Genomic DNA, 15,543 nt, shown 5'->3' on the forward strand with positions numbered 1-15,543 from the left:
GCCCTTCGCGACCTACCGGACCGCCTACTTGCGGATCAGGCTGCGGAGCACGTACTGCATGATGCCGCCGTTGCGGTAGTAGTCCGCCTCACCGGGGGTGTCGATGCGGACGACCGCGTCGAACTCCACACCGGTGTCGGTCGAGACCTTCACCGTGCGCGGCGTCGTGCCGTTGTTCAGCTCGGTCACGCCGGTGAAGGAGAAGGTCTCCTCGCCGGTGAGTCCGAGGGCCTCGGCGGTCGCGCCCTCCGGGAACTGGAGCGGGAGGACGCCCATGCCGATGAGGTTCGAGCGGTGGATGCGCTCGTACGACTCGGCGATGACGGCCTTGACGCCGAGGAGCGCGGTGCCCTTGGCGGCCCAGTCGCGGGACGAGCCGGAGCCGTACTCCTTGCCGGCCAGGATGACCAGCGGGGTGCCGGCGACCTGGTAGTTCTGCGAGGCGTCGTAGATGAACGACACCGGTGCGTCGGCCTGGGTGAAGTCGCGGGTGAAGCCACCCTCGGTGCCCGGAGCGATCTGGTTGCGCAGGCGGATGTTCGCGAAGGTGCCGCGAATCATGACCTCGTGGTTACCACGGCGCGAGCCGTACGAGTTGAAGTCGCGGCGCTCGACGCCGTGCTCCGTCAGGTACGTGCCGGCCGGGGTGTCGGCCTTGATCGCACCGGCCGGGGAGATGTGGTCGGTGGTGACCGAGTCGCCCAGCTTGGCGAGCACGCGGGCGCCGGCGATGTCGGCGACCGGGGTCGTCTCCATCGTCATGCCCTCGAAGTACGGGGGCTTCCGTACGTAGGTGGACTGCGGGTCCCACTCGAAGGTGTTGCCGGTCGGGATCGACAGCGCCTGCCACTGGGCGTCACCGGCGAAGACGTCCTGGTAGGACTTGTTGAACATGTCCTCGCCGATGGAGTTGGCGACGACGTCGTTGACCTCGGCCTCGGAGGGCCAGATGTCCGCGAGGTAGACCGGCTTGCCGTCCTGGTCGATGCCCAGGGCGTCCTTGGTGATGTCGACCTTCATCGAACCGGCGATGGCGTACGCGACGACCAGCGGCGGGGACGCCAGGTAGTTCATCTTGACGTCGGGGTTGATCCGGCCCTCGAAGTTACGGTTGCCGGAGAGCACCGAGGTCACAGCCAGGTCGTGCTCGTTGACCGCCTTGGAGACCTCCTCCGGCAGCGGGCCGGAGTTGCCGATGCAGGTGGTGCAGCCGTAGCCGACGAGGTTGAAGCCGACCTTGTCGAGGTACGGGGTCAGGCCCGCCTTGTCGAAGTAGTCGGTGACGACCTTGGAGCCCGGGGCGAGGGTGGTCTTGACCCACGGCTTGCGGGTCAGGCCCTTCTCGACCGCCTTCTTGGCCACGAGCGCCGCGGCGACCATGACGTACGGGTTCGAGGTGTTGGTGCAGGAGGTGATCGCGGCGACGGTGACGGCGCCGTGGTCGATCTCGTACGTCGTCCCGTCCGGGGCCGTGACCGTGGTCGGACGCGACGGCACACCGTTGGCGGAGGCCGGGGCGTCGGAAGCCGGGAAGGACTCCTTGCCCGACTCCTCGTCCTCGGAGACGTAGTTGCGGACGTCCTGCGCGAACTGCTCCTTGGCGTCGGCCAGGACGATGCGGTCCTGCGGACGCTTCGGGCCAGCGATGGAGGGGACGACCGTGGAGAGGTCGAGCTCCAGCTTCTCGGAGAAGTCCGGCTCGGCGGCCGGGTCCAGCCAGAGACCCTGCTCCTTGGCGTACGCCTCGACGAGCGCGACCTGCTGCTCGTCACGGCCGGTCAGACGCAGGTACTTCAGCGTCTCGTCGTCGATCGGGAAGATCGCGGCGGTGGAGCCGAACTCCGGCGACATGTTGCCGATGGTGGCGCGGTTCGCGAGGGAGGTGGCGGCGACGCCCTCACCGTAGAACTCGACGAACTTGCCGACGACGCCGTGCTTGCGGAGCATCTCCGTGATGGTCAGCACGAGGTCGGTGGCGGTGGTGCCGGGCTTCAGCTCGCCGGTCAGCTTGAAGCCGACGACGCGCGGGATGAGCATGGAGACGGGCTGTCCGAGCATCGCGGCCTCGGCCTCGATGCCGCCGACGCCCCAGCCCAGCACGCCGAGGCCGTTGACCATGGTGGTGTGCGAGTCGGTGCCGACGAGGGTGTCGGGGTACGCCTGGCCGTTACGGACCATGACCGTACGGGCGAGGTGCTCGATGTTGACCTGGTGGACGATGCCGGTGCCCGGGGGGACGACCTTGAACTCGTCGAAGGCGGTCTGGCCCCAGCGCAGGAACTGGTAGCGCTCCTTGTTGCGGCCGTACTCCAGCTCGACGTTCTGCGCGAACGCGTCGTTGGTGCCGAACTTGTCCGCGATGACGGAGTGGTCGATGACCAGCTCGGCCGGCGCGAGCGGGTTGATCTTCGCCGGGTCGCCGCCGAGCTCCTTCACGGCCTCACGCATGGTGGCGAGGTCCACGACACACGGAACGCCGGTGAAGTCCTGCATGATCACGCGGGCCGGCGTGAACTGGATCTCCTGGCTGGGCTGGGCCTGGGAGTCCCAGCCACCGAGCGCCCGGATGTGGTCGGCGGTGATGTTCGCGCCGTCCTCGGTGCGGAGCAGGTTCTCCAGCAGCACCTTCAGGCTGTAAGGGAGGCGCGCGGAGCCCTCGACCTTGTCCAGCCTGAAGATCTCGTACGACTCGTCGCCCACGCGCAGCGTGCTGCGGGCGTCGAAGCTGTTCGCCGACACGACAGTCTCCTTCATCAATGTGCGCGTACCACCGCACCGCGCCTCATAACGGCGGGCGCCGCGTGGTGCCGCCTACGGCTTCTCGACCATCCGCTAAGGTAAGGCTTAGTTAGGTAACCCTTACCGTACGGCGGCTGCGGTGCGCCTTCGGCAGATATCTCGATGTCGAGATAACTCTAGTACATCACCGCTGAAGGGTCATGCCCGGCTGCCCGTGCAGCACCGTCCATCTCATGCGACCGAGGAACCTCCCCGACGAACCAACGCCCGCACCGGCCCCGACAGCGCCCGACAGCGCCCAGGAATTGTCGGCCGGGCCCCCGCCGCGCAGCCCGGCGCATCCTGCGGTACACCCTGAACCGCACCCCCATGCAGCCCTGGCACCCCCGTGCACCCCTGACACTCACACGGGACGGCCCCACGCATCGGACCACCCGCATGGACGCGCACGGCATGCCCGACCGTCGCACCGCGCGGACGATGGGAGCGGTGGCGCACGCGTATCGGGCGCCTCCGTCACGCCACCGCACCGCGCGGCCCCTATCACTCCGTCCCCGCATCAACCCCACGCCCGTCGCCGTGTCGCCCCATCCGTCACCCGAACACCACAGCCCCACCGAGTCCTCATCTCATATCTGAGATAACCTGGCGCCATGTCAGACGACTACCTCGCACGCATCGGCAAGCTCATACGTGACGCCCGTCAGCACCGGGGCTGGACACAGAGCCAACTCGCCGAGGCGCTCGGCACCAGCCAGAGCGCCGTCAACCGCATCGAGCGCGGCAATCAGAACATCAGCCTTGAGATGATCGCCCGTATCGGTGAAGCACTCGACAGTGAGATCGTGTCGCTCGGCTATGCCGGACCGATGCACCTGCGGGTGGTCGGCGGGCGCCGGCTCTCCGGCTCGATCGACGTCAAGACCAGCAAGAACGCGTGCGTGGCGCTGCTCTGCGGCTCGCTGCTCAACAAGGGACGTACGGTCCTGCGCCGCGTCGCCCGCATCGAGGAGGTCTACCGTCTCCTCGAAGTTCTGAACTCCATAGGTGTGCGGACCCGGTGGATCAACGACGGGACCGACCTGGAGATCGTCCCGCCGGCCCGGCTCGACATGGATGCCATCGACGCGGACGCGGCCCGCCGCACCCGGTCCATCATCATGTTCCTCGGCCCGCTGCTGCACCGCATGGACCAGTTCAAGCTCCCGTACGCGGGCGGCTGCGACCTCGGCACCCGGACCATCGAGCCGCACATGATCGCGCTGCGCCGGTTCGGCCTGGAGATCGCCGCGACCGAGGGCCTGTACCACGCCCAGATCGACCACTCGGTCACCCCCGAACGCCCCATCGTGCTGACCGAGCGCGGCGACACCGTGACGGAGAACGCGCTGCTGGCGGCCGCCCGTCACGACGGCACGACCGTCATCCGTAACGCGTCGTCCAACTACATGGTCCAGGACCTGTGCTTCTTCCTGGAGGCGCTGGGCATACGCATCGACGGCATCGGTACGACGACGCTGACGGTGCACGGTGTGGCGAACATAGACGTGGATGTCGACTACTCCCCCTCCGAGGACCCGGTCGAGGCGATGAGTCTGCTCGCCGCCGCCGTGGTGACGGAGTCCGAGCTGACGATCCGCCGGGTACCGATCGAGTTCCTGGAGATCGAGCTCGCGGTGATGGAGGAGATGGGTGTCGACTGCGACCGCACGACGGAGTACGCGGCGGACAACGGCCGTACCCGGCTGGTCGATCTGACCGTCCGGCCCTCCAAGCTGGAGGCCCCGATCGACAAGATCCACCCGATGCCGTTCCCCGGTCTCAACATCGACAACGTGCCGTTCTTCGCGGCCATCGCCGCCTCGGCGCACGGCAAGACCCTCATACACGACTGGGTCTACGACAACCGCGCCATCTATCTGACGGACCTCAACCGACTGGGCGGCCGGCTCCAGCTCCTCGACCCGCACCGGGTCCTGGTGGAGGGCCCGACCCGCTGGCGCGCGGCCGAGATGATATGCCCGCCGGCGCTGCGGCCGGCCGTGGTGGTGCTGCTCGCGATGATGGCCGCCGAGGGGACCTCCGTACTGCGCAACGTGTACGTGATCAACCGCGGTTACGAGGAACTGGCGGAGCGCCTCAACTCGGTGGGCGCACAGATCGAGATCTTCCGCGACATCTGATTCAGCCGCAGGTCAGGATGCCTTTCCTTCCTCCTGGGCCGTCTGTGGGCCGTCGTCGGTGTCTCCGCCCTCGCGGAAGACGCTGTCGACGGCCCGCCTCGCTCACGCCTGGTGTTCGGCACGAGGTGGGTATAGGTCCGCACGGTGAAGCCCGGATCGCCGTGGCCGAAGGCGCGATGCTCAGGGCCCGGGGCGGCGCCTGCAAGCGTTGGACAGCCCGGCTCCTGAGGGGAAGGCTGGATTGGCGAGGGCCGCGCCCTCGTCCTCGCTGGAGGTGGCTCGCTCCGGCGGAGCCGTGGCACCCCACCCCTCACGTCAGAGGAGTGCTGATGACACCTACCTTCGACGCGGTCGTGATCGGGTCCGGCGTGAACGGCTTGGTCGCCGCTGCCCAGCTGGCCAGGGGCGGCTGGTCGGTGGCCCTCATCGAAGGAAGCGACCGGCTGGGCGGCTTCATCGCCACCGAGGAGCGGACTCTGCCTGGCTACCTGCACGACACGTACTCCTCGTGGCACCCGCTGTTCGTGTCCGGCGGGGCCTACGCCGCCCTCGGTGCGGACCTGCACCGGCACGGTTTGGAGTATCGCAACACCGACGGACTGATCACGGGCACCGTCACCGACGAAGGGCGCGTGGTCCTCGCCCACCGCGACCCCGCGGCCACCGCCGAGATGTTCGGCCACTCCGAGGACCGAACCGCCTACCTCACCCTGCTGCAGAGGTTCCTCGACAATGCCGACGCACTGGGCGGCATCCTGGGCGGTGAACCACGCTCGCCCCGTGTGCGCCGGCATGTGGGCGGCTCGGCCGAACTCGACCAGGCCCTGCTGTGGCGCCCCTACCGGGCGCGGCCCGGCACGCCACACCTGTACCCGGCTTGTGGCACATCGGCGCCTCGACCCACCCCGGCCCGGGCCTCGGCGCCGGGTCGGGGCACCTCGTAGCCCAGCGCCTCATTCGCGGCAGGCGCCGGAGCAGCCGCCGCTGACACGCGGCGAGGTGTGCACCTGTCCGGTCACCCGCGTCGACGGCACTGCAGGTCAGCCACCACATCGCCGTGCGAGTGCTGGTGGTGCTGGGATTCCCGGAAGGAAACGGCTGCCCCCGGGCGCTCGCCGAAAGCCCGGCCGAGGCCGGGACGGCGAAAGGCTTGGTGTGCGGGGCCGACGGAACCGGGTAACGTCTTTGACATGTTCTTCCAGCCGCCGATTTACGAGTGAGAGCGTGATGGGCCCCTGCTGACGTCCCTCGACGTCGCCGCGCCCGTCCCCCACCGATGAATCCGTAGATCACTTCACATCATTCCGGGAGAACCCATGACCGTGAGCAAGAACATCAACAACCCCGTGGGAATGGGCGGGGGCCAGCGCAAGAGGCTGTCCCGCGCCGAACGGCAGAACAATGGTCCGCACCGCAACCTCGACCGCAAGGGTGCCGCCGACCGGAAGGCGGACCTGGTACGCAAGATGCGCGAGAAGGCGGGCGCAGCCGAGGGCGCCGGGCAGACGGGCGACGACACCGCACAGAGCTGACGCACCGCCGCCGCGGGGCGGCACCGCAGGGGGCAGGGCCCCGGACCGCGACGCACGGTCCGGGGCCCTTCTGCCGTACCGGGGCCCTTCTGCCGTACCGGGGCTCTGCGGCCGTACCGGGCGCGGCCGGTCCGCCGAGCTCGCAGCCGACCACGCAGGGTGGGCGAGCCACTACGTGCAAGCCAGGACGGTGAACAGCGGTCAGCAGAGGCCCGGACGAAGCCACCGCGGTACGCCTCCAGGGGCGCGTTTCCCAGGTCGGAGGCGGGCAAGCCTACGCAGTACCGGGTGATTCCCGAGCTGATGGCCCACCATCGGCCTTGACCCGCCTGCTCGCGTGTCAGCGGATTCAGGGCTGACGTGCCGCCTCGTGCAGTCGCTCACGCGCGGCCCTCAGCACGCCCTGCGACCACTCCGCACGGGTGACTCCCTCGGGCAGTCTCGTCAACTCGGCGTAGCCGGCGCCCAGCGCGCGGGCGATCGCCTCCACTGCGAAACCCTGCATGAGATCGTCGTTGTACTCAGCGCGGCCTTCCTCGGCGAGCTTCAGCAGGGCGCTGAGGAGTTCGGCGTCGAACCCGTGGCGCAGGATCTCCCCCGCTCCCGAGACCGCGGCCATGAACACGTCGTCATGCAGGTCCCACTCGGGGGATCCCAGCAACTCGAGGATCTGCTTCCTGTACTTCGCTCCCACTCTCCAGTGCGCCGTGAGCACCTGCACGGCGAGCGCCGAGACCATGGGATCCTCGGGGTGGATCAGATACGTGGCGATCAGCGGCTCGTATGCCGGGCCGCCCGCTCGGGCCACCGCGTACAGCCGCGGGTAGAGCTCGCTGCCGGCCGGGCGCTCGGTGACGGATTGGGCGATCTGCTTCACCTCCTGCGGCGGGATGGTGCCGTCCTTCGCCCGGTCGATCAGCCGCCGCACAGATGCATCCTTTGCATCCTTCGCCACTGTCATGCTCCACTCATCTGTGCGGTCTGGGGACGAACTGCTCGGAGACGTCCAGCCGCCCATCGAGGGTCCAGGCAGGCCAGGCCGATCTCGTTGAACCTGTGGATCCCATCGCGGACGGTGTCCTCGTCGGCCTGCACCAGTTGGGCGATCACCAGGACGCGGTTCCCGCCGACCGAGGCGAGCAGCATCGTCGCGCGCCGGTATCGCACCGAGCTGATGCTGCCCCGGCGCACGATCCGCTGCTGCCGCTGCCCCTCCTCGTCGGTCAGTCTGCGCACACGGACAGGCACGGCCACCGCACCTCCAGCGGTCGGAACGGACGTCACCGCACATCCAACCGCCCCGCACACGGCACCGGGGAAGAACGCCCACCGTAAAGCCGGCCCTGGGCAAGGCGTTTGACGTGATCGAGGCACCAATGCATTATTCCATTAGTTCATTGAAGCAATGGGGGTCGGCCATGGTGTTCTCCTTCCGGATGGACCGGCGGAGCGGGGTCGCCAGCTACCTCCAGATCGTCCATCAGGTACAGCAGGCCCTTCGCCTCGGGCTGCTGGAGCCGGGCGACCGCCTGCCCACTGCCCGAGCGGTGGTGGAAGCGACGGCGCTCAATCCCAACACCGTGCTCAAGGCGTACCGCGAGCTGGAACACCAGGGCCTGGTCGAGACCCGACGCAGGCACGGGACGTTCGTGGTGGGCACGCTCGGCAGCTCCTCCGCCGACTCGCCCTGGCGAGCCGAATTCGCGGAAGTGGCCGCACGCGCCCGTGCCGCCGGACTCGAACGCGACGACGTGGTCGCGCTCTTCACCGCCGTACTCGAAGACCTCTATCCACCGAAGGAAACCGATGCCACCCAGCACCAGCAGCTCTGATGCGGCTCTCACTGCACGGGCCGCCACCAAGAGGTATCGGCGCAGAGGTCCGGCGGCCCTCGACGACTGCACCTTCGCCATCCCCGCGGGCGTGGTCTGCGCACTGGTCGGAGCCAACGGCGCGGGGAAGTCCACGCTGCTGGAGATGGCGGTGGGCATGGAGCAGCCCACCGGCGGAACGGTCGAGGTGTTCGGGGAACCGGCCAGGGCCGGTCATCCGCGGGTCGCCTACATGGCCCAGGACCGCCCGCTCTTCCCTCGGCTCACGGTGGCCGAGACACTCCGCTACGGGGCCCGGGCCAACCAGGGCAACTGGGACGCGGAACTGGCGGAGCGGGCCGCCGACCTGCCGCGCTTCCACAGGCGCGAGCGCATAGGCGACCTGTCCGGCGGTCAACGCACCCGTGTCGCACTCGCCCTGGCCCTCGGCAAACGCGCCGACCTGCTGCTGCTGGACGAGCCGATGGCGGATCTGGACGTGCGTTCCCGTCAGGAGGTGATGGGCCTGCTCATGGCCCATGTCACCGACACCGGCAGCACCGTGATCATGTCCTCGCACATCATCTCGGAGCTTTCCGACGTCTGCGACCACCTGCTGGTGCTCGACCAGGGCCGGGCTCGCCTCTGCGGCGACATCGAGGAACTCCTGGCCCACCATGCCGTGGTCACCTTCTCCGGCGGTGCCGACCGGCTCGTCGGCCACACGGTCCTCGAGTCCCGTCCGGCCGGACGAGGCACCAGCGCGCTGATCCGCACGACCGCCCCCACACCCGACGACTGGGAGGTCCGCAGTCCGTCCCTGGAGGAGCTGGTACTCGCCGGCCTCGCCGCCCCAGGAGTCTCCGACCTCGTCCTCTCCCCCGTGCCGCACGCCAAGGAATCCGCCGCATGAACGCCACCGCCGACACCACGACCTCGCCGAAGACCCGCTCGGCCGGTGATCATCGGCCGCTCGCACGGATCGTCGTGCGACAGCTGACACCCCTCGCCCTCGTGCTCTTCCTGTTCACGCTGGCCGTCGGCGCCCTGCTGATCGTCCACTACCGGGGATGGGCGGACGCCGTCGCCCTGCGCGACCACGTCGGCGGCTACGCCTACCACTTCGGACGCTACCCGGACGACGCCCACAACAAGACCACGCAACTGCTCACGGACGGAGAGCGCATCGCGTTCATGCCGGCCCTGATCGCCGCGGCGATCACCGGACTGCTGACCGGCGGGGAGTGGGGGACGCGCCGCTTCGCACTCACCCTCGCGCAGTCGGTCTCCGCCCGGCGCTGGTTCGCCGCTCGCTGGACGGGCCTGGCGGTGCTCTTCGCCGTGCTGCTGGTGCCCCTGGTGGTGCTGTACCGGTTCACCGTCGTGCACGCCTTCGACCTCAACCTGCTCACCTACGGTATCGAGCGGCAGACCGCGTACTTCACGATCGGTCCCGTCACCGTGGCCTATGTGCTGCTCGGCGTCGCGGCCGGCGCGCTGACCGGCACCGCCCTGCGTCGCATGTGGCCGGCCTTCGTCGCCGCGCCCGCCCTGACCTGGCTGCTGACAGCCGTGCTGGTGCGCTCCCGCGCCGCGCTGCTGCTCGACTTCCCGGCCTTCCCCAGGGTCGACGGCATGCACCGGGGTGGCGTGCTCGGTCTCCAGTTCTACGACCTGCTGCCGACCGACTCCTTCCTGGTCAACTCCCTCCAGACGGGCGACTACTGGCCCTACCAGCTGGCCGAGAGCACGCTCGTGGTCGCGCTGGCGGCGCTGCTCGTCGTGGCCGCCTTCCGGACTCTGCGCCGCCGTACGGGCCGGTCCTGAGCCGTTGCCGCGCGTCCGCACCGGCTCGCGCGGACGACCCTTCGAGCCGGTGCCGGCCGGGCCCCGCACGTTCGGGGCAGTGCCACTTGCCGAACGCCGCCCCGGTCACATCGGCCGGCTGATCACCCTTGTCGTGATGAGCCTCCTCCGGTCGCCCGTCCGGGACGGCTTCGGCGCCGGGTCTCCCTGGCCCGGACCGACAACTACGGGATGAAGGCCTTCGGCGCCCAGTTCGCCGAGGTTGCCGTCCACCCCCGACCCCGATCCCGACCTCGCGCTCGCCCGGGCCCGGGCGCGGCGGACGGGCGGCGCGCCTTCGCCCTCGGCCGGGTGTTCCATCCCAAGACAGCTCGCAGCCGGCTGGTGGGGCTACTTCTCGAACTCCCCGCCGGCGCAGCTCAGGTCCTCGTCCAGTGCCGCCGCGTTCAGCGCTGCCGTGAGCCGGTTGAGGCGGCCCTGCAGCTCGGTGATCTCGTCAAGGTCGAAGCCGGTCGCCGCGGCGATCCGGCGCGGCACGACCAGCGCCCGCTCGCGCAGAGCCATACCCTCGTCCGTGAGATGGATGTGCACCGAGCGCTCGTCCAGGGTGCTGCGCTCGCGCCGTACCAGGCCCGCCGTCTCCAAGCGCTTCAGCAGCGGCGACAGCGTGCCGGAGTCGAGTCGCAGGTACTCCCCCAGCTTCTTCACCGGCAGCTCGCCGTGCTCCCACAGCGCCAGCATCACCAGGTACTGGGGATAGGTCAGTCCGAGGTCCTTGAGGAGCACGCGGTACACGCTGCCGAAGGCACGCGAGGCTGCGTTCAAGGAAAAGCAGATCTGCTGGTCGAGGCGGAGGTAGTCGGCCTCGGACTGGGCTTCGCGGCTCGGACTGGGCGAGGAGGTCATGAATCCAGCATAGCCCCGCATGCCATTGAGTTGTGCACAACTCAGTTGTGTGCTTTCCTGGAGTTGAGCGGCGGACAGCCCCGCCGGGACATGAATTTCGAGAGGAATGGTTTCCATGGAAGCGCTCTACACCGCCGTCGCCACTGCCACCCACGGCCGCGAGGGCCGCGCTGTCACCTCCGACGGCAAGCTGGATCTGGAGCTGGCCATCCCGGTGGAGATGGGCGGCAGCGGCCAGGGCACGAACCCCGAGCAGCTGTTCGCCGCCGGTTACGCCGCCTGCTTCGCCAGCGCCCTGGCACTCGTCGGGCGTCAGGCCAAGGTCGACGTCAGCGACGCCGCCGTGACCGGTGAGGTCGGCATCGGCAAGCAGGGTGAGGGTTTCGCCCTCGCGGTCACGCTGCGCGTGGAGCTGCCCGAGACCGTCGACGAGACCACCGGCCGCAAGCTGGTCGAGCAGGCCCACCAGGTCTGCCCCTACTCCAACGCGACCCGCGGCAACATCCCCGTCGAGCTCGTCATCGAGTAGCGGACTCCGGGCCGCGACGGAACGACCCCCTGAGCCGGCTCCATCCCCGCTCGCCGCGCGAGCGGGGATGGAGCCGGCTCTGCCGCTTGCCCTCGGGCCGCCTGAGATCCGGGCGACCGGCGGGGCTCAGGAACGCGCACCAAGGCCGGCGAAACACATCACGCAAGGGATGACAGGAGCGCGGGAGCGGGGTCAGGGTTCGATGACGAGGCCCTCGATGAGGTCACCGCGGAGTGTGAACCGATAGCGCAGATCAACGGTGCCGCCAGGAAAGTTGCCTTCCAGGTGGTGCGTGGCGACGTAACGGGTCGCATCGGTCTGCTGAGCACCGGTGAGTTCGGTGGTGTACGTGAACTCCGTGGCGGCTCGACCCAGCCACCGCTCGATCTCACCGATGCCCTCGTAGGTCTTGCCGTCGTCGATCACTGTGGCGTCGCCGGTGAACGCGGTGACCGCGGTGGCGGTGTCGTGGACGCGGTGGGCCTTCAGATAGCGGGTGATCACCCCGGGCAGCGCCTCCGGGGCGATGGCGCGGGGCCGGTTGTCCTGCATGGCAGTTCTCCGAGTGGTGAGGGTTTCAGACGATGGGGGTGGCGCCGCCGTCGCTGACGTGCTCGGCGCGGCCGGAAGCGAGAAGGCGAAGTGCGTGTACACGGACGCCCCCTCGGTTACTGCTAAAATAGAAGCTATTAACTTCGACTTTAGCAGTAACTGAGGGGATGGTCGCCTTGGCGAGCCGGATCAGGCTGGAGGACCGGGAGTGCCCCCTGTCCACGACGGTGCAGCACGTCGGCGAATGGTGGACGCTGCTGATCCTCCATGACGCCTTCGACGGCTACACCCGCTTCGACCAGTTCCAGGAGAACCTGGGCATCTCGTCCAGCATGCTCACCACCCGCCTCAAGAGCCTTGTCGCCGAGGGGCTGCTGGAGCGTCGGCCCTACAGGACCAACCCGGTCCGCCACGAGTACGTGCTGACCGGGCTGGGGCGCTCTCTGCGCCCGGTGATCGTCGCCCTGGCCGCGTGGGGGAACTCCCGCCTCGCGCCGGAGCAGCGCAGCATGGTCCTCGTCGACGCGCACAGCGGCGAGCAGGTCGAGCCCGTGGTCGTCGACGCCAGGACCGGCCGCCGACTTGACGACAGCGACGACTACGTCTTCACAGCGGGCCCCGCGGCCGGCGAGGCCATGCGCAACCGCTATGCACAGCGACCGGCGGTCCCCGCAGAAGGGGAGTGAGCCACGGGAAGTCGCTCCCTTCACAGGCCCGTGGCCGGTGCCGGGGACCGGCGTGCACGGACGTCCGCCATTCGCATGGAGCTGGGCCCGAATGGTGTGTACGGGGCCCGGGCAGGCCGCCTCGCCGTATCAGATGACGGTAATGATCACGGCAAGGGAATCGCGATGACGGCCGCCGGCCCGGCTCCGACCGGGCTGCGGTCACGCGAAAGGGAACGGCCCGTCACCGGTGGGACGGCGAGCCCGGAAGCCGTACGGCCCCGGACCGTTCGCTTGCCGGCGGTGCTCTGTCTTCTGCCGCTCGGGCTCCTCGGAGCGGCGGCGTGGTTCGGGAGGTGGGTCCGGCCCGGGGGCGACGAGTGGTGTTTCCTGCCCGTCGTGCGCGACGAAGGCCTCTCCGGGATGGTCGGCAAGTTCTATCTCGGGGACAACGGCCGGGTCGCGAATGCCGTACTGGTCTGGGCGTACGCCAAGTTCGGTGTCGCGGGACACCAGTGGTTCGCGCTGGTCAGCGGCGGCGTCATGCTGGGGGTCCTGTGGGCGGTGACCGTATCGGCGCTGCGCAGGGCCGGTCTCACGGCGCCGCGTGGCGTCCCGTTGCTCGTGGCCTCGATGGTGACGGCCGTCTTTCTGTTCGCGACGCCCAATACGTACAAGACGTTCTACTGGCCCGCCGCTTCCGTCTCGCACACCATTGCGCCGGTGCTCGCCTGTGCCGCGGCCTTGCCGCTGCTCCGGGCCCGGTCCCGTCGGGGGCGGCGGTGCGCGCTGGCCGCGGTATTCGTGGCCGGTCTCTGCATCGGGACGCTCTCGGAGGAGACGTCCGTCGTCGTCCTCGTCGTCCTCTCGGCCGTTCTGCTGGTCATCGCGGGGCAACGCCGTGGCCATGCACGGAGCTGGTGCGTGACGGGGATGGCGGGGACGGTGACCGGGACGCTCGTGCTCTACACATCGCCGGGTGCCCGGATCCGGCGGGGGCGATTCGGCACGGACGGGGTGTCCTTCCTCGCACCCGACTCACTCCTCGGGTCCCTGCGCGGCTTCGGGCACATTCTGGGAACGGTCCTCACGACGTGGGCCTATCTGGGCGCGGTCGCGGCCGGGCTACTGCTGGGGCTCCTGATCAGGGGGGCGGAGGGGCGGCGGGTGGTGTCGCCGGTGCGTCTGTGGCGGACGGCCTGCGTGGCCGTTCTTGCTTTTCTCCTCTCCGGGTACCTCTGCACGCTCGTCGCGTATCCCGTCTTCGGGGAGAGCGTGACAACCTCCACGCGGATCTGGAACGACTACCTCCTGCTGTACATCGCGGTACTCGTCGGTGCCGGTGCGCTGCTGGGACTTGCCCTGGGGCGGCGGACACGGCACACCGGTGCGGTGCAGGCGGCCGGTGCGGCAGTGTGCGTCGCCGTATGCCTCGCGCTCGCCGTCCCACTGTGGCGGCTCGAAGCGGACATGCGCGTCCGGGCTGTGAAGTGGGACCAGCAGGACCGATGGATGCGGGCCCGGGTGGCGGCCGGTGACCGGGTTCTCCCGTACACGCCCGTGTCGGTCGCCGGAATGGTGGAACCGTTCCGTCAGCACGGGCGACGGGTCTGGCCGGCCCTTTGTGTCGCCGACTACTACCACCTGGAGCGGATCACCTACTCGCTGCGGCTCCCCTGACGCCGGACGCCTTCTTGACCGCGATCATGACGGCGTCGTCGCTCAGGCGCCCACCGACGTGGCGCAACAGGTCGTCGTGCAGGTGGCGTACGAGGGACTCGGGGCCGGTCCCCGTCCAGGCGCCGAGCCGGTCGGCGAGCGGGTAGAAGGTGCCCTTGCGGTCGCGTGCCTCGATGACTCCGTCGGTGTAGAGGAGCAGGAGGTCGCCGGGTCCGAAGTCGAATGTCTCGACCTGGTACTCGCTCTCCGAGGGGGCGCCGAGCCCCAGCGGGAGCGCGGGGTCGCTGACCTCCAGTGTCCGTACGTGTCCGGCCCGCAGGAGCATCGGCGGGGGATGCCCGCAGTTCACCAGCTGAAGGCTGTGATCGTCGTCGCGGACGTCGAGCACCAGCGCGGTCACGAAGGACTCGTTGCAGTCCGGTTCGGCCTCGGCGATCTGTGCCATGTTCCAGTACGAGGCGTTGGCGATGTGTGACACGACGCCGGGCAGCGAAAGGTTCCGGTACGCCGACCCACGGAACGCCCCCAGCACCACCGCGGCGTGCCCGAAAGCCGGGAGACCGCTGCCGCGGACGTCGCCGACCACCATGCGGGTCACGCCCGGGGCGGGTACCACCGCGTACAGGTCCCCGCCGATCTGGGCCCCCGCCTCGGCCGCGATGTACACGGACGCGATGCCGAGCGGGCCGATCCGGCGGGGCAGCGGGCGGAGCAGTCCCTGCTGCGCGACGACGGCCACCGAGCGCACCCGGCCCAGCTGTCGCTCGTACCGGTCGAGCAATCGGCGGAACACCACGAGGAACACGGAGATCACCAGGACGGCGGCGATCTGCGCCTCGTGGTTCGGTGTGGAGACGCCGCCGTGCAGTGCGGCGATGACGATCTGTGCCACGACGGCCAGTGCCCCGACGGCCGCCGTCAGTCCGGGGCCGGCGAACACGGCGGTGAGCGCGGGCGCCGCGATGAGGAACGGACCGAGGTGGATGGTCTCCGGGGTGTTGATGTCGATCAGCGCGGTCGTCGCGATGATCGCGAGCGGCACGATGAGCAGTCCGTGGACCGGGCGCCACAGAGAGGTGAAACGGGTGGCACCGTGCCGGACGCGCATATCTCCTGCTTACACCTGTGCTGTCCGGCTCG

14 protein-coding genes and 1 pseudogene are annotated in these 15,543 nt (G+C 69.3%); 9 read left to right on the forward strand and 6 right to left on the reverse strand.

What is annotated here, in order from left to right; all coding sequences use genetic code 11:
- Positions 1-24 precede the first annotated feature (24 nt).
- On the reverse strand, positions 25-2,739 hold the full coding sequence (gene acnA, locus OG963_RS12620) for an aconitate hydratase AcnA (RefSeq protein WP_371798905.1): 2,715 nt from the start codon (positions 2,737-2,739) through the stop codon (positions 25-27).
- A 653-nt stretch (positions 2,740-3,392) separates the two neighbouring features.
- Here acnA and OG963_RS12625 point away from each other — a divergent pair.
- The 3 genes from OG963_RS12625 to OG963_RS12635 all read left to right on the forward strand — a co-directional run bounded on the left by OG963_RS12625 (position 3,393) and on the right by OG963_RS12635 (position 6,454).
- Positions 3,393-4,922, forward strand: coding sequence for a UDP-N-acetylglucosamine 1-carboxyvinyltransferase (locus OG963_RS12625; RefSeq protein ID WP_030927455.1), 1,530 nt, complete (start codon positions 3,393-3,395; stop codon positions 4,920-4,922).
- A 329-nt stretch (positions 4,923-5,251) separates the two neighbouring features.
- Positions 5,252-5,866: an NAD(P)/FAD-dependent oxidoreductase gene (locus OG963_RS12630; RefSeq protein ID WP_256223888.1), complete on the forward strand. Its 615-nt coding sequence runs from the start codon at positions 5,252-5,254 to the stop codon at positions 5,864-5,866.
- Between the two features lie 372 nt (positions 5,867-6,238).
- Positions 6,239-6,454, forward strand: a complete 216-nt coding sequence (locus OG963_RS12635; protein ID WP_093777055.1) for a DUF6243 family protein — start codon at positions 6,239-6,241, stop codon at positions 6,452-6,454.
- 349 nt (positions 6,455-6,803) lie between these two features.
- On the opposite strand, the gene OG963_RS12640 is transcribed toward OG963_RS12635, so the two are convergent.
- On the reverse strand, positions 6,804-7,382 hold the full coding sequence (locus OG963_RS12640) for a hypothetical protein (RefSeq protein WP_371798906.1): 579 nt from the start codon (positions 7,380-7,382) through the stop codon (positions 6,804-6,806).
- Positions 7,383-7,438: 56 nt separating this feature from the next.
- Positions 7,439-7,708, reverse strand: a pseudogene (locus OG963_RS12645) (helix-turn-helix domain-containing protein); the annotation flags it as partial.
- 164 nt (positions 7,709-7,872) lie between these two features.
- Here OG963_RS12645 and OG963_RS12650 point away from each other — a divergent pair.
- The 3 genes from OG963_RS12650 to OG963_RS12660 are packed head-to-tail and all read left to right on the forward strand — an operon-like array spanning position 7,873 to position 10,092.
- The gene (locus OG963_RS12650; RefSeq protein ID WP_093777059.1) at positions 7,873-8,286 is read left to right on the forward strand and encodes a GntR family transcriptional regulator; all 414 of its coding nucleotides are present in this window, start codon (positions 7,873-7,875) and stop codon (positions 8,284-8,286) included.
- Positions 8,261-9,178, forward strand: a complete 918-nt coding sequence (locus OG963_RS12655) for an ABC transporter ATP-binding protein (protein ID WP_093777061.1) — start codon at positions 8,261-8,263, stop codon at positions 9,176-9,178. Before OG963_RS12650 ends, OG963_RS12655 begins: the two co-directional genes overlap by 26 nt.
- A complete protein-coding gene (locus OG963_RS12660) occupies positions 9,175-10,092 on the forward strand; it encodes a hypothetical protein (RefSeq protein WP_093777063.1) in 918 nt (305 codons plus the stop codon). The genes OG963_RS12655 and OG963_RS12660 overlap by 4 nt, the downstream gene beginning before the upstream one ends.
- A 369-nt stretch (positions 10,093-10,461) precedes the next feature.
- Here OG963_RS12660 and OG963_RS12665 read toward each other — a convergent pair whose 3' ends face one another.
- Positions 10,462-10,977 (reverse strand): MarR family winged helix-turn-helix transcriptional regulator, encoded by a 516-nt coding sequence (locus tag OG963_RS12665; protein WP_093777065.1) that lies wholly within the window; start codon positions 10,975-10,977, stop codon positions 10,462-10,464.
- Between the two features lie 115 nt (positions 10,978-11,092).
- On the opposite strand from OG963_RS12665, the gene OG963_RS12670 reads away from it, so the two are divergent.
- The gene (locus OG963_RS12670) at positions 11,093-11,506 is read left to right on the forward strand and encodes an organic hydroperoxide resistance protein (protein WP_030927439.1); all 414 of its coding nucleotides are present in this window, start codon (positions 11,093-11,095) and stop codon (positions 11,504-11,506) included.
- Between the two features lie 192 nt (positions 11,507-11,698).
- Here OG963_RS12670 and OG963_RS12675 read toward each other — a convergent pair whose 3' ends face one another.
- The gene (locus OG963_RS12675) at positions 11,699-12,058 is read right to left on the reverse strand and encodes a nuclear transport factor 2 family protein (protein ID WP_371798907.1); all 360 of its coding nucleotides are present in this window, start codon (positions 12,056-12,058) and stop codon (positions 11,699-11,701) included.
- Between the two features lie 167 nt (positions 12,059-12,225).
- Here OG963_RS12675 and OG963_RS12680 point away from each other — a divergent pair, with 167 nt between their 5' ends.
- Complete coding sequence (locus OG963_RS12680; RefSeq protein ID WP_030927435.1) at positions 12,226-12,744, forward strand: helix-turn-helix domain-containing protein; 519 nt, start codon at positions 12,226-12,228, stop codon at positions 12,742-12,744.
- A gap of 378 nt (positions 12,745-13,122) precedes the next feature.
- Positions 13,123-14,403 carry a DUF6056 family protein gene (locus OG963_RS12685; protein ID WP_371798908.1) on the forward strand — a complete coding sequence of 427 codons (1,281 nt, stop codon included), beginning with the start codon at positions 13,123-13,125 and terminating at the stop codon, positions 14,401-14,403.
- Here the strand turns inward: OG963_RS12685 and OG963_RS12690 are convergent.
- Positions 14,378-15,511, reverse strand: a complete 1,134-nt coding sequence (locus OG963_RS12690; protein WP_093777071.1) for a PP2C family protein-serine/threonine phosphatase — start codon at positions 15,509-15,511, stop codon at positions 14,378-14,380. The two genes, OG963_RS12685 and OG963_RS12690, sit on opposite strands and share 26 nt — an antisense overlap.
- Positions 15,512-15,543: the final 32 nt, after the last annotated feature.

Origin of the sequence: Streptomyces sp. NBC_01707 (genome assembly GCF_041438805.1) — a bacterium.
Lineage (GTDB): Bacteria > Actinomycetota > Actinomycetes > Streptomycetales > Streptomycetaceae > Streptomyces.

Coding starts and splice junctions, on each gene's coding strand:
- OG963_RS12675 (WP_371798907.1), bottom strand. CDS start 12,058: ATGCAGGACAACCGGCCCCGCGCCATCGCCCCGGAGGCGCTGCCCGGG.
- OG963_RS12665 (WP_093777065.1), bottom strand. CDS start 10,977: ATGACCTCCTCGCCCAGTCCGAGCCGCGAAGCCCAGTCCGAGGCCGAC.
- OG963_RS12650 (WP_093777059.1), top strand. CDS start 7,873: ATGGTGTTCTCCTTCCGGATGGACCGGCGGAGCGGGGTCGCCAGCTAC.
- OG963_RS12655 (WP_093777061.1), top strand. CDS start 8,261: ATGCCACCCAGCACCAGCAGCTCTGATGCGGCTCTCACTGCACGGGCC.
- OG963_RS12625 (WP_030927455.1), top strand. CDS start 3,393: ATGTCAGACGACTACCTCGCACGCATCGGCAAGCTCATACGTGACGCC.
- OG963_RS12630 (WP_256223888.1), top strand. CDS start 5,252: ATGACACCTACCTTCGACGCGGTCGTGATCGGGTCCGGCGTGAACGGC.
- OG963_RS12670 (WP_030927439.1), top strand. CDS start 11,093: ATGGAAGCGCTCTACACCGCCGTCGCCACTGCCACCCACGGCCGCGAG.
- OG963_RS12660 (WP_093777063.1), top strand. CDS start 9,175: ATGAACGCCACCGCCGACACCACGACCTCGCCGAAGACCCGCTCGGCC.
- OG963_RS12690 (WP_093777071.1), bottom strand. CDS start 15,511: ATGCGCGTCCGGCACGGTGCCACCCGTTTCACCTCTCTGTGGCGCCCG.
- OG963_RS12680 (WP_030927435.1), top strand. CDS start 12,226: ATGGTCGCCTTGGCGAGCCGGATCAGGCTGGAGGACCGGGAGTGCCCC.
- OG963_RS12635 (WP_093777055.1), top strand. CDS start 6,239: ATGACCGTGAGCAAGAACATCAACAACCCCGTGGGAATGGGCGGGGGC.